This is a genomic window from Nocardia sp. bgisy134, from assembly GCF_965341865.1.
In the GTDB taxonomy this organism is placed as follows: Bacteria; Actinomycetota; Actinomycetes; order Mycobacteriales; family Mycobacteriaceae; genus Nocardia.
In genome coordinates, this window is sequence record NZ_CBDQZP010000005.1 from 214,806 (window position 1) to 227,580 (window position 12,775).

The window sequence follows — 12,775 nt, forward strand, 5'->3', positions numbered from 1 at the left end:
CGGGGACCCGCGAGCGACGCAAAAATACAGCGTGCCGGGTTTTTTCGCTTACGGTAGATACGTGACCAATCCAGCCCCCGCCCCCGACAGCAAACCGGCGGCACCTCGGTGGCCGGCAATTCTGACATGGCGCGCGCACAACGCCACGCGGATGGAATCGGTGCGCGTGACACTGAACGGCAATCGCATTCGCGCCGCCGGTCGCATGATCGGCGGGGCGTGCGAGGACCACCCCGCCTTCAGCGCGTCCTACGACCTGGTCACCGACGAGAACGGTGCGACCAAGCGGCTGTCGCTGCGCGCGACCACCGCGGCGGGGGAGCGGCACGCCTCGATCGCCAGGGACGAGGAGAACTACTGGCTGGTCGACGCGGGCGGCAGCCACGTCCGCTCCACCTTCGCGGGTGCGCTCGACGTGGATGTGGTGCTCAGCCCGTTCTTCAACACCCTGCCGATCCGGCGCTACGGGCTCCAGCACGCGGTGGACGACGTGCAGGTGCCTGTGGTGTACGTGCGCCTGCCCGATCTGCTCGTTCAAGAGGCCAGCCTGGTCTACAGCAGCGGCACCGACGGCATCAGCGTGCTGTCGCCGGTCTCCAGCGCGACGGTCACCGTCGACGAGGACGGCTTCCTGCTGGACTACCCGGGGCTGGCCGAACGCATCTGAGTTCGGGCCATCCGAGTTCAGACCCCGGTGATCACGCCGCCGCGCCGCCCGGCCTCGCGCAGCCGCTCCAGCCAGTCGTGGTCGCCGGGCCGCACGTCGGTGATCTCCCAGCGCCGCGCGGTCTCGTAGTCGTTCCTCGCGTCGTGGCCCGCCTGGGTCAGGTCGGCGAGCGAGCCCTCCGCGCGCAGGGTGTCGCGGGCCGCGCTCAGCACCGTCAGCGTTTCCTCCAGCACGGCGAGCAGCGCGTCGGCGTTCGGTTCGCAGATCGCGCGCACCAGCTCGGGAGCGGTCGCCGCGACCCGGGTGCCGTCGCGGAAGGATCCCGCGGCCAAGCCGAGCGCGAGCGGCCCGCCGCCCGCGCCCGCGACGGCCAGCGCCTCGGCGAGCACGTGCGGCAGGTGCGAGATCCGCGCGACGGCACGATCGTGTTCCTCGGCGACCACCGGAACCACCACCGATCCGCAGTCCAGCGCCAGCGACGCCACGCGACGCCACGGATCCGCGTGCGTTCCCGCATCGACGCCCACCGCCCAGACCGCGTCGCGGAACAACTCGGGATCCGTGGCCGCCCAACCGGATTCGGAAGTACCGGCCATCGGATGCCCGCCGACGAAGCGCCCGGCCAGTCCGTGCTTGCGCACCGCGGCGGCGACCGGGGCTTTCACGCTCACCACGTCGGTCAGCATGCATTCCGGCGCGAAGGTGGCCACCGAGGCGAGGATGTGATCGACGGCGGGCATCGGCACCGCGATCACGATCAACGCGTCGGCTTGCGCGGCCCGGCCGAGCACGCCGGGCAGGTCGTCGTCCACGTCGAAACCGTCGGCACGTGCGGCGGCCGCCCCGGGTTGCGATCTGTTGTAACCGAATGCCGTATAGCCCGCCGACACGGCGGCGCGTAGCAGGGAACCGCCGATCAGGCCCGTCCCGAGGACACACACCGGTGCTTTCTGGTCGCGAGTCACCGGAACAGATTCGCATACGACTTCAACATTTGAGCTCGAGCCGACTACCGTTGCGGCCATGGCAGCACAGCGCTCGGGCACGAACAGGGCGGCGTCGGAAGATTACGACGACGTGGAAGGGTTCGCAGTGGCGGTTGTCCGCGAAGAAGGCAAATGGCGGTGTAGTCCGTTGACCCAGGCTGCGCTCACCGATTTGTCCGTTGCGGAAAACGAGCTGAAGGCATTGCGCAGCTCGGGGGCGGTCTTCGGTCTGCTGGACATCGACGACGAGTTCTTCATCGTGTTGCGGCCCGCGCCGAGCGGCACCAGGTTGCTGGTCTCGGACGCCACGGCCGCGATCGATTACGACATCGCCGCCGATGTGCTCGAGGCACTGAACATCGAAATCCCCGATATCGATCCCGACGAAATCGACGACATCGAACCGTGGGAAGAGGGCGATCTCGCGGTACTGGCCGACTTGGGCCTGCCCGAGCCGGTGCTCAGCGTGATTCTCGCCGAGACCGACCTGTACCCGGACGAGCAGCTGGGCATGATCGCCCAGCGCCTCGGCTTCGCCACCGAACTCTCGGCGATACTGGACAAGCTGCCGCGGTGATCGCGGTGCGCGCATGACTGTGCTGCCCGAGAACCCGCTCGTCTCGGACGTCGCGATGATGCGCGCCGCGCTCGACGCGGCCGCGGCCGCCGATCCGCGCGATGTGCCCGTCGGTGCGGTGGTCTTCGACGCGTCCGGTCGCGAGCTGGCCCGCGCCGCCAACGCCAGGGAGGCGCTCGGCGACCCGACCGCGCACGCCGAGGTGCTCGCGCTGCGCCGCGCCGCCGCGGTGCACGGGGACGGCTGGCGGCTGGAGGGCGCGACCCTGGCGGTCACGCTCGAGCCGTGCACGATGTGCGCGGGCGCGCTCGTCCTCGCGCGGGTCGGGCGGCTGGTGTTCGGCGCGTGGGAGCCGAAGACGGGCGCCGTCGGCTCGCTGTGGGACGTGGTGCGCGACCGTCGGCTCAATCACCGCCCGCAGGTCCGCGCCGGCGTCCTGGAACCGGAGTGCGCCGCCCTCCTCGACAACTTCTTCCGCACCCAGCGCTGAGCCCGCCCCCGTTTACCGGGGCTTACCGGGCCCGTGGCAGCGGGACCGCCCTCATTTACCGGGGCCACGGCAGCGGGACCGCCCTCATCTATCGGGGCCGCGGCAGCGGGACCGCCCCCATTTACCGGGGCCGCGGCAGCGGGACCGCCCCCATCTATCGGGGCCGCGGCAGCGGGACCGCCCCCGCGGCAGCGGGACCGCCCCCAGCCGATTTAGCGATCCGGACCGGGTCAGGTAACCTAGTCGGCGGTGGCGTGTCCGAGCGGCCTAAGGAGCACGCCTCGAAAGCGTGTGAGGGGTAACCCCCCTCCGAGGGTTCAAATCCCTCCGCCACCGCCAAAGCCCCTCACCCGTTCACTCGGGTGAGGGGCTTTTCCTTTGCTCGGGCAGCGGCCTGATCACAGGTATGACTCGGTCATACCTGTGGGTAGAATGGCCTCATGGCCAAGATCACCATCAGCATTCCCGACGACATCGCCGAGAAGGCGAATCACGCGGTAGCCGCCGGACTGGCGGGTTCGGTGTCGGCCTACTTCACCCAGCTCGCGCAGCGCGAGCCGGATTGGGCCGCCGCCGCCGAGATCATTGCTGAACTTGCCGCCGAGGCCGGTGTCACCGACGCCGACCGGGCCGAGGCCGCCGCCGCATTCACCGCCGCCGAGAACGCCGCCGCTGCTGACGCTCTCGGCGGTGCCGCGTGATCGTCGTTCTCGACTCCGGTGCACTGATCGGGCTGGAGAAGCACAGCGCCGCAGCGGTGGCCGCCCTCGAGTACGCCCAGCGCAACAACTACGACATCGTTGTGCCCGCAACGGTTCTCGCGCAATGTTGGCGCAACAGCCCCCGGCAGCACGCAGTGTCTCGGCTGTTGAAGACTCGTGCCCTCCGCGTGGTGGACCTCACCGAGGCGCATGCCTACGCGGTCGGGAAATTGCTCGCCGACACCGGTACGGCCGACGTGGTGGACGCTCACGTGACAGTCCTGGCGCGAGCGCTGCGGGCAACCCTGGTGCTCACCTCCGACCCCGACGACTTGAAGGCTCTCGACCCGGCGGTACGGCTGCACATGGTGTAGGAGCGGCATCCGCGTCGCCCACCCCCCACCCGACCCACTCGGGTGGGGCTTTCTCATCGCGACGCGCAAGGTGCGACCGACCTCGCCTGCCATCGGAGGATCGTCTGTTACCGCTGGCAGGGGCCCGGGCTTTTGCGGATGGTGTAGCCGCCGAACTCGGATTGCCTCAGAATCGAACGGTGAATTCGGTTGTACAGCAGCTACTTACGCTGAGCGCAGTGGTTTTGGGTGCTGGATCGACATTTGCCGCGACTACCTTGACGGAGCGGGCGAAATGGCGACGAAGTCAGGATACGCGGTGGGATGACAAACGGTTGACAGCGTACAGCGAGTACGCAAACGCGCTGAAGCAGTACGTGCAGATCTCGTATCGGCTGGCGGCAGCACGAGGCTATCCCGCCGTGGCCCTACCCATCGACATCGAAGTCGGATTACTGGCGTTGGCCGAAGCGGAGGCGGAGAAGACCATCAAGTGGGAAGGGGTCTTGCTACTCGGCTCCCCTGAGGCTGTGGCGGCGGCGCGCGCGTGGAACCGGGCGGCTTGGGAACTCGGCTGGGCCGCTCGGGGGCATGTCATCGAGCCTGCGGAGTACGTCCGACGGTACTCGGAGATGGGGCGCCGAAGGAATGAGTTCTATGAATGCGCGCGTGCGGACCTCGGCGTCAGAAGTGGCGAACTTCCACCGGGGGATCGGCCATGGTTGCCGCCGGGAGTTGGTGAATCCGGGGATCCGGAAACTGACATCGGTGCGGTGTGACACGCACCACCAGCTTGTCTCCACAGAGCCGGCGGCGGATCGACTCGCTCGGCGGCATGGCCGCCGCAGTGACATCGAGCGACTGCCGACTGCCTTTCCTGTCGCACTCCTGGATCAACTCGGGAACCGGCACCGAAGGGTGTCCGCCGGAGTAGGCATTGGGGGCGCATCGCACGCCGGTGTGCGCTCGTTCTCCGCGTCGTCCTGGGCGGCGAGTAGGTCGTCGCCGTTCTGGAGGATCCATTCGCCCATGGCTTTCATCGGGCCGTCGACCAGGCTCGCTCCCAACCTGGTCAGGCCGTATTCGACGCGGGGTGGCGCCTCGGGGAATCGGTGGCGCTCGATCAGGCCGTGGCCGAGCAGGCGGTGCAGCGCCTCGGTGAGGGCTTTGTCGCTGACTCCGCCGATGTCGGCGCGCAGGTCGCTGCGGCGGCGGGGGCCGGTGTGCAGGGCGACCAGCACGACCGGGTCCCAGGTGTGGGCGAACAGGTCGGTCGCCGCTCGCACCCGGCAGTCCGCGACCAGCTCTCGGCGTCGGTCCTGGTAACCGCTCATGTCCCCGATGATCGCCCCTTGTCACGCACCGATCGGTGCGTATCGGTTTCCCTACCGTAGCCGTCGACCGAATGGATGCGACAAGGGAGACATGATGCGGATCGGGATTCTCGGCACGGGCACGCTGGCCGCCGCGCTGGGCGGCTGCTGGACGCGGGCGGGACACCACGTCACCGTCGCGGGGCGATCGCAGGACAAAGCCCGGACGCTGGCTGCTCGTCTGGGTGGCGGCGCCCGAGCGACCACGGTACGCGAGGCCGTCGCCGGGGCCGATGCGGTGCTGCTCGCGGTGGCCTGGGACGGCGTGGCCGACATCCTGCGCAGCGCCGAATCCGCCACGGGGACACTCGCGGGCACGACGCTGATCGACCCGACCAACGCCGTCGATCACGGGGTCGGTGTGCTGTCCACGCCGCCCGGCGGGTCGGGTGCGCAACGCGTGGCCGAACTCGCGCCGGGTGCCAACGTGGTCAAGGCGTTCCACCTCTTCCCCGCCGAGCAGTGGGGTGAGCTGCCCGGCCACCCCGTGACCGTCGCGATCTGCGGGGATCATCCAAATGCTTTGCGCGTCACCGAGACCCTGGTTCGCGATGCCGGTGCGGAAGCCGCCGTGCTCGGCGGGCTCGACCGTGCCAGGCAACTGGAAGAAGCGGCGGGCTTCGTTATCGCCCTCGCGTTCAAAGGCTTCGACCCGCGCGCCGCGGTGCCGCACGTACCGGCGGGCGCTCGAGCGGTCCCGTAGTCGGCGCCACGGACGACAAAAGGCCCCCGCCCGGCAGCGCGGGCGGGGGCGAGTGGGCGGATGTCGGCTGGTGTCCGATTCGCGCGGTAGAACCTCGAATTCCGGGTATACGCGGAACAGATGGAAGCGGGAAGGGATGTGACGCCTAATGCGCCGCCGAGCCGTCCGCGTGGGAACGATGCGCGAGAGTTACATGAGAATCGGAAGTCTGATCGTCTTGATCTGGTTGTTGATCGGAGTGGCCGCCTGCGTCCAGCGCGACTACTTCGACAGCGGCCCGGTCAATTGCGCCGGTGCAGGCACGATCGCGGTCACGGTGATCGCGGGTCCGCTCAACTACATGGGCGTGAATCCGAAGGTCTCGGATTGCAATGTGCCGCAGCCGAGTCCGTAGTCGGCGCGGGTAGCGCGCCGGGCGACGGAACCATGGCCCCGCCGGTCTTCTCGACCGCCGGGGCCGATTCGTTCAGCGGGCAGCCGCGGCCAGATCCCGCGGTCGCGGGGCAGGTGATGCGCTGTCGGCCACCGTGTGCCCAGCCTCGTGCGGCGCTGCTACGGGCCTTCGATCGGCCGCGAAATAGGCCGAGCCCGCGGCGGCCACGACCACGATCGCGACGCCGCCCCACTGCGCCGCGTGTAGACCCTGGCCCAGCAACATCCACCCGGCCAGCGCGGCGGCCGCCGGTTCCAAACTCATCCACACCCCGAACACCGACGCGTTGATCCGCCGCAGCGCGGTCAGCTCGATGGCGTGCGGCACCAGCGACGAGCACACCGCGATCACGGCGACCCCGGCCAGCAGCAGCGGGTTCAGCAATGCCGAACTGCCTTGCGCCACAAGGAAAGGCAGCACGATGACGCCGCTGAACGCCATGGCCAGCGCGAGCCCGTCGTGGCCCGCGGTGTGCCGCCCGACCACCGAGCTACAGGCGATGTACGCGCCCCACCCGGCGCCGCCGAGCAGGGCGAACAGCACGCCGGTCCACGACATCGGTCCGCCGGAATCCATGAGCAGCAGTACGCCCGCTCCCGCGAGGAGCACCCAGAACGCGTCGCGCGGCTTGCGTGATCCGAGTAGGGCGACGGTGAGCGGGCCGAGGAATTCGATGGTGACCGCGACGCCGAGCGGAATCCGTTCGATAGCCGCGTAGGAGCAGAGATTCATTGCGGCGATGGCTATTCCGAGCCCGGCGATACCGGGCAGCGCGTGGCGAGGCACCCGCAGCGCGGGCCGCCAGAGCAGCAGGGCGAGCACGCCGGCGACGGCGATGCGCAGGCAGGCGACCACGTCCGCGCCGCCCGCGAGCGGGAACAGCTGTTTGGCCACGGCCGCGCCGACCTGGATGGAGACCATCGCGCCGAGCACCAGCAGTGGCGCGGGCACCCGATCGATGGGCGTTCGAGTGGTGAGAGGGGGGAGTGTGCGCAGCGGTATCTGTTCGACCGAAGTGACGACCACGAGCCAAAAAGCTAGGTGTGCAAAGTAAAAGAATTTTGACTGCCCGGTTGCCGCACCCGCCTTCCTTCGTTGCGAAATGTCGCCCGAACTGTGGCCGAGCGCACTGGGAGTAACCGCGGGGCATGAGGGTATCTCCCCCCTTACGCCAGTCGGCGCGAGTGTGGAAGGAAGCGATGACTATGCGCGAGCGAGTGACTCACGGGCGGGCTGCGCGCGAATCCGGGATGCGGTGGTTCAGTCTGCTGCTCCTGGTGTGGTTGGCCATCGGCATGATCGCCGCAGGCCAGCGGCAGTACTTCACCAGCGGGCCGATCAACTGCGCCGGATTCGGCACGATCGCGCTGACCGCGGTCTCCGGCCCGCTGAATTACATGGGACTCAACCCCAAGGTGTCGAACTGTGCCGTGCCGCGGCCGAGTGAGTGACTCGGTAGCAACCCGGTAGCGCCGGGCGGTCAGCTACCGGTTGCCGGGCGTAGCTTCGCCTTCGATCCGGCCATCGCTGGGCCGTGGGCGGCTGCGTCCGGGACGAGAACGGACCCACACCGAACAGGTGCGGAGCCGATTCGACCGCGCGGGGGTCAGTCGCTGACCGCGACGGACTCCCGCGCGGCGCCCGTCCGGGCTCGCAGCTCGCGTAGCCGCGCGCCCTCCACGTCGATATCCGGCACGATCTTGTCCAGCCACTTCGGCATCCACCACGCCCACTCGCCCATCAGCACCAGCAGCGAGGGGATCAGCACCATCCTGACCAGGAAGGCGTCGAGCAGCACGCCCGCCGCCAGCGCGAAACCCATGGACTTGGCGGTCGGGTCGGATTCCAGCAGGAACGAACCGAACACGGAGATCATGATGATCGCCGCCGCGGTGACCACGCGCGCGCCGTGGTGGTAGCCGTTGACCATGGCCTCCTTGGGCGAGGCGCCGTGCACGTACTCCTCGCGCATGCGGGTCACCAGGAACACCTGGTAGTCCATCGCCAGGCCGAACACCAGACCGATCAGCATGATGGGCAGAAAGCTGACGATCGGATGCGGATCGTCGATCAGCCCGAGCTCGCCGTCCTGGAAGATCAGCACGGTCGCGCCGAACGTCGCGGCCATGGAGAGCAGGAACCCGAGCGCGCCGGTCAGCGGCACCAGAATCGAACGGAACACCAGGATCAGCAGGACGAAGGCCGCCCCGGCGACGATCGCCATGTAGGGCACGATCTTGCTGAGCAGCACGTGGTCGATGTCGGCGTAGATGGCGGTGGTGCCGGTGATGCCGTATTGGATGCCGTACTCGGCCTTCAAGCCTGCTTCGGCTTCGCGGGCGTCGCGCACCAGATCCTTGGTGGACTGGTTGTTCGGGCCCGACTTCGGCACGCCGTCGAGCAGCGCTCCGTTGCCGTCCCGGCTCAGCGTCGGCTCGGTCACGTAGTCCATGTCGGCGTAGGAGATCAGCTTGTCGCGCAGTGCGTTCAGCGCTTCCGCCCGGCGATCCACGGGCACGTCGGTGAGGTCGACAGCGACGTTGAGCACCCCGTTGCTGCCTTCGCCGAAGCCTGCGGTGCGCAGCTCGTAGGCCTTACGCACGGTGGAGGTCTTGGGCATGCTGTCCTCGCCGGGCAGGCCGAGGTTCAGTCCGGCCGCGGGCGCGGCGAGCAGGCCGAGCACCACGACGCTGAGCACCAGCGTGACGGCCGGAACGCGGCCGATCAGCCGGGCGACGCGCATGCCGTTGGTGATGATCGAGTCGTCCTCCGGGTCGTGCGTGGCGATGAACGGCAGCTCGGGCTTGAAGAGGAACCTCCCGAGCGCGCCGAGCAGCGCGGGCATCAGCGTCAGCGCGACCAGCACCGCGAAGGCCGCCGCGATCGCGCCGCCGAGACCCATGAACGTCAGGAACCTGACGCCGACGACGCTGAGCCCGACGAGCGCGATGATCACGGTCAGCCCCGCGAACACCACCGCGGACCCGGCAGTGCCCAACGCGGTGCCTGCGGCTTCCTCGGCCGAATCCTGTACGGCGAGTTCGTGTTTGTACCTGGACACGATGAACAGCGCGTAGTCGATGGAGAGCGCGATGCCGATCATCGAGGCGAGGAACGTGGTGAAGCTGGGGATGGACAGCACCGAGGTGCCGAGCAGGATCAGCGATGTCGCCGCCCCGAGGCCGACGATCGCGGTGACGATCGGCACGAAGGCCGCCACGAGGGCGCCGAAGGCCACGATCATCACGATCAGCGCGACGCCCATGCCGATCATCTCCGACTTGCCGCTCGGGACCTGTTGCTCCATCGCGATGGTTCCGCTGAGCTCGACGGTCAGCCCGGCGTTGCGCGCGGCGTCGGCGGCGTCGTAGGCGGCCGCCCGATCCTCGGCGGTGATGTCGGCGAACTCCTTGATGGTGAACGGCACGCTCACGACCGCGACGGTGTCGGGCTCGGTCTTGTTGAGCACGTTCAGCGGCGCTCCGCTACAGGTGGAGACGTTCGGCTCCGGCACGAGGCAGCCCATCTGCTTGGCCGCGGCGACCGGGTCGACCAGCGGCTTGGCGTGGTCGACGATGCCGAGGCGCTGCAAGCTGCCGATCAGCGCGACGACCGCCTCGTGATTCACCGGGTCGGTGAGCTTCTGCCCCTCGGGCGCGCCGATCACATACGTCCCGGTGACGGCGTCGAACTCGAACGCCGCGGACATGCCGGGGAAGTGTTCGTCGAGGATTTCCGTCGCCCGCTCGGACGGCAGATTCGGCAGGCTGAAGTCGTCGGTCATCGGTTCCTTCAACTGCGTGCCGAGCGCGGCGAGGAGCAGGAAGAGGACGAGCCATACCGGCAGCACGATCCACTTGCGGCGGAAAGCGAATTTTCCCCACCGGTACAGATACACGGACAACGGGTTCTCCTCGCGGTGATCGGGTCGAGCCGGTTCGGGCACAAGCGCGCGGGCTCACCCGCCGCGCATTCACGAACTACCGCCGCCGCGCCGATGCGCAGGCGGTCAACCGAGCAAAGAGTCGAACACCCCGAGTCTGCTGCGGACCGAGCGCGAGATCAAGAACCCCCGGAAACACGTCGGCCCCGCACCCAGACCAGGGTGCGGGGCCGACGGTCGGCGGAATCCGATCAGCTCACGGCGACCGGTTCCTTCTTCAGCTCGACGGACTTCCGCTGCAGTTCACGCAGCTTGGTGCCCTCGACATCGATATCGGGCACGATCCGGTCCAGCCACTTCGGCATCCACCAGGACCACTTGCCCATGATCACCAGCAGCGCCGGGATCAGGACCATGCGGACGATGAAGGCGTCGAACAGGACACCTGCCGCCAGCGCGAAACCGAAGGTCTTCGCGGTCACGTCCGTCTCCAGGATGAAGGAGGCGAACACCGAGATCATGATGATCGCAGCGGAGGTCACCACGCGCGCGCCGTGGTGGTAGCCGGCGACCACCGCTTCCTTGGGCGACTTGCCGTGCACGTATTCCTCGCGCATGCGGGTCACCAGGAACACCTGGTAGTCCATGGCGAGACCGAAGACGAGGCCGATGAGCATGATCGGCAGGAAGCTGACGATCGGCTGCGGATCGTCGATCAGGCCGAGCCTGCCCTCCTGGAAGATCAGCACGGTCGCGCCGAAGGTCGCGGCCATGGAGAGCAGGAAGCCGAGCGCCGCGGTCAGCGGAACCAGAATCGAGCGGAACACCAGGATCAGCAGGATGAACGCGGCGCCCGCCACGATGGCCAGGTACGGCGCGATCTTGCTGAGCAGCACGTGGTCGACGTCGGCGTAGATGGCGGTGGTGCCGGTGATGCCGTACTCGATCCCGTACTGCGCCTTCAGCTCCGCCTCGGCATCGCGGGCGTCGCGCACCAGGTCCTTGGTGTCCTGGTTGTTCGGGCCCGACTTCGGCACGCCGTCGAGCAGCGCGCCCGCCTTGTCCTCGCCGCTGAACTGCGGTTCGGTGACGTAGTCCATGTTGTCGTAGGACGCGAGCCGATCGCGCAGGGCGTTGACCGCCTCGTCGCGCTTCTCCGGTGCGACGTTGCTCAGGTCGACCGCGACGTTGAGCACGCCGTTGCTGCCTTCGCCGAAGCCTTCGGTGCGCAGTTCGTAGGCCTTACGCACGGTGGAGGTCTTGGGCATGCTGTCCTCGCCGGGCAGGCCGAGGTTCAGTCCGGCCGCGGGGGCGGCGAGCGCGCCGAGCGCCACGACGGACAGGATCAGCGCGACCCACGGCGCCTTGCCGATCAGGCGGCCGAAGCGCATGCCGTTGGTGACGATGGCGTCGTTCTCCGGGTCGTGCTTGGCGACCAGCGGCAGCTTGGGCTTGAACAGGAACCGGCCGAACGCGCCGAGCAGCGCGGGCATCAGCGTGGTCGCGGTGATGACCGCGAAGCCTGCCGCGATCGCGCCGCCCAGGCCCATGAAGGTCAGGAACTCGACGCCGACGATGCTGAGCCCGGCCAGGGCGATGATCACGGTCAGGCCGGCGAACACCACCGCGGAACCGGCGGTGCCGAGCGCGGTGCCCGCCGCCTCTTCCGGCGAATCCTGTACGGCGAGTTCGTGTTTGTACCTGGACACGATGAACAGCGCGTAGTCGATGGAGAGCGCGATACCGATCATCGAGGCGAGGAACGTGGTGAAGCTGGGGACCTCGATGACCGAGGTGCCGAGCATGATGACCGAGGTGGCCGCGCCGAGGCCGATTATCGCGGTGACGATCGGCACGAAGGCCGCCACGATGGCGCCGAAGGCCACGATCATCACGACCAGCGCGACGCCCATGCCGATCAGCTCGGCGGTACCGCTCGGCTGCTCCTGAGTCTGGGCGATGGAACCGCTCACCTCGACGACGAGACCGGAGTTCCTGGCGTCGGCCCCCACGTCGTAGGCCGCCTTGCGGTTCTCCTCGGTGACGTCGGAGAACTTCGCGATGCTGAACGGCACACTGATGACGGCGACGGAGTTCGGGTCGTCCTTGCTCAGCACGTTCAGCGGTGCGCCGCTGCACTGCGAGGGATCGGGATTGGCCAGGCAGCCCATCTTGTCGGCGGCGTCGATCGGGTTCGAGATCGGCTTCTCGTGGTCGACGATGCCGAGCTCGCCGAGCTTGGCGATGAACGCCTCGACCGCCGCACGGTTCGCGGGATCGGTCAGCTTCTGCCCCTCGGGGGCGCCGATGACGTAGGTTCCGGTGACGGCGTCGAACTTGAACGCCTCGGACGCACCGGGGAAGTGCTTGTCGAGAATGTCGTTGGCTCGGGCCGAGGGCAGCTCGGGCATGCTGAAGTCGTTGCTCATCGGCTTGCTGAGCTGCGAGCCCAGGCCACCCAGGAGCACGAACAGGACAAGCCAGACCGGAAGCACTATCCATTTCCGGCGGAAAGCGAACTTTCCGAATCTATAGAGGTAAACGGACACGAGGGGTACTCCTAGCGATGACTGGGGCGTGCTGGATCGTGGCGTGCAGACAACACTCTC

At 68.3% G+C, this 12,775-nt stretch carries 14 protein-coding genes and 1 tRNA gene; 10 read left to right on the forward strand and 5 right to left on the reverse strand.

Translation table 11 applies throughout. The features are described from left to right. The first annotated feature begins 61 nt into the window (after positions 1-61). Positions 62-667, forward strand: coding sequence for a putative glycolipid-binding domain-containing protein (locus ACRWNM_RS11805; protein WP_431966526.1), 606 nt, complete (start codon positions 62-64; stop codon positions 665-667). Between the two features lie 17 nt (positions 668-684). On the opposite strand, the gene ACRWNM_RS11810 is transcribed toward ACRWNM_RS11805, so the two are convergent. Then, positions 685-1,632 carry a prephenate dehydrogenase gene (locus tag ACRWNM_RS11810; protein WP_431966528.1) on the reverse strand — a complete coding sequence of 316 codons (948 nt, stop codon included), beginning with the start codon at positions 1,630-1,632 and terminating at the stop codon, positions 685-687. 58 nt (positions 1,633-1,690) lie between these two features. Between ACRWNM_RS11810 and ACRWNM_RS11815 the strand changes: the two genes are divergently transcribed. The 6 genes from ACRWNM_RS11815 (at position 1,691) to ACRWNM_RS11840 (ending at position 4,553) form a co-directional block, all read left to right on the forward strand. Continuing rightward, positions 1,691-2,230: a tRNA adenosine deaminase-associated protein gene (locus ACRWNM_RS11815; RefSeq protein ID WP_431966530.1), complete on the forward strand. Its 540-nt coding sequence runs from the start codon at positions 1,691-1,693 to the stop codon at positions 2,228-2,230. A 13-nt stretch (positions 2,231-2,243) separates the two neighbouring features. Beyond that, positions 2,244-2,720 carry a nucleoside deaminase gene (locus tag ACRWNM_RS11820; protein WP_431966532.1) on the forward strand — a complete coding sequence of 159 codons (477 nt, stop codon included), beginning with the start codon at positions 2,244-2,246 and terminating at the stop codon, positions 2,718-2,720. 248 nt (positions 2,721-2,968) lie between these two features. Beyond that, positions 2,969-3,059: transfer RNA gene (locus ACRWNM_RS11825), tRNA-Ser, on the forward strand. A 101-nt stretch (positions 3,060-3,160) separates the two neighbouring features. Next, the gene (locus ACRWNM_RS11830; protein WP_431966534.1) at positions 3,161-3,421 is read left to right on the forward strand and encodes a hypothetical protein; all 261 of its coding nucleotides are present in this window, start codon (positions 3,161-3,163) and stop codon (positions 3,419-3,421) included. Then, entirely contained in the window at positions 3,418-3,795 is a 378-nt protein-coding gene (locus ACRWNM_RS11835) for a PIN domain-containing protein (protein WP_431966536.1), read from the forward strand. Before ACRWNM_RS11830 ends, ACRWNM_RS11835 begins: the two co-directional genes overlap by 4 nt. Positions 3,796-3,974: 179 nt before the next feature. Further along, positions 3,975-4,553 (forward strand): hypothetical protein, encoded by a 579-nt coding sequence (locus ACRWNM_RS11840; protein ID WP_431966538.1) that lies wholly within the window; start codon positions 3,975-3,977, stop codon positions 4,551-4,553. 114 nt (positions 4,554-4,667) lie between these two features. Here ACRWNM_RS11840 and ACRWNM_RS11845 read toward each other — a convergent pair whose 3' ends face one another. After that, a complete protein-coding gene (locus ACRWNM_RS11845; protein ID WP_431966540.1) occupies positions 4,668-5,108 on the reverse strand; it encodes a winged helix-turn-helix transcriptional regulator in 441 nt (146 codons plus the stop codon). A 94-nt stretch (positions 5,109-5,202) separates the two neighbouring features. On the opposite strand from ACRWNM_RS11845, the gene ACRWNM_RS11850 reads away from it, so the two are divergent. Both ACRWNM_RS11850 and ACRWNM_RS11855 read left to right on the forward strand, forming a co-directional pair. Then, entirely contained in the window at positions 5,203-5,850 is a 648-nt protein-coding gene (locus ACRWNM_RS11850; RefSeq protein WP_431966542.1) for an NADPH-dependent F420 reductase, read from the forward strand. Positions 5,851-6,043: 193 nt separating this feature from the next. After that, positions 6,044-6,244 carry a hypothetical protein gene (locus tag ACRWNM_RS11855; RefSeq protein WP_431966544.1) on the forward strand — a complete coding sequence of 67 codons (201 nt, stop codon included), beginning with the start codon at positions 6,044-6,046 and terminating at the stop codon, positions 6,242-6,244. 72 nt (positions 6,245-6,316) lie between these two features. Here the strand turns inward: ACRWNM_RS11855 and ACRWNM_RS11860 are convergent, their stop codons facing one another. After that, entirely contained in the window at positions 6,317-7,309 is a 993-nt protein-coding gene (locus ACRWNM_RS11860; protein WP_431966546.1) for an EamA family transporter, read from the reverse strand. Positions 7,310-7,533: 224 nt separating this feature from the next. On the opposite strand from ACRWNM_RS11860, the gene ACRWNM_RS11865 reads away from it, so the two are divergent. Beyond that, entirely contained in the window at positions 7,534-7,734 is a 201-nt protein-coding gene (locus tag ACRWNM_RS11865) for a hypothetical protein (RefSeq protein ID WP_431966791.1), read from the forward strand. A 155-nt stretch (positions 7,735-7,889) separates the two neighbouring features. Here the strand turns inward: ACRWNM_RS11865 and ACRWNM_RS11870 are convergent, their stop codons facing one another. Further along, positions 7,890-10,187, reverse strand: a complete 2,298-nt coding sequence (locus tag ACRWNM_RS11870) for an MMPL family transporter (protein ID WP_431966548.1) — start codon at positions 10,185-10,187, stop codon at positions 7,890-7,892. A gap of 230 nt (positions 10,188-10,417) precedes the next feature. Further along, positions 10,418-12,715, reverse strand: coding sequence for an MMPL family transporter (locus ACRWNM_RS11875; RefSeq protein ID WP_431966550.1), 2,298 nt, complete (start codon positions 12,713-12,715; stop codon positions 10,418-10,420). Between the last annotated feature and the right edge of the window lie 60 nt (positions 12,716-12,775).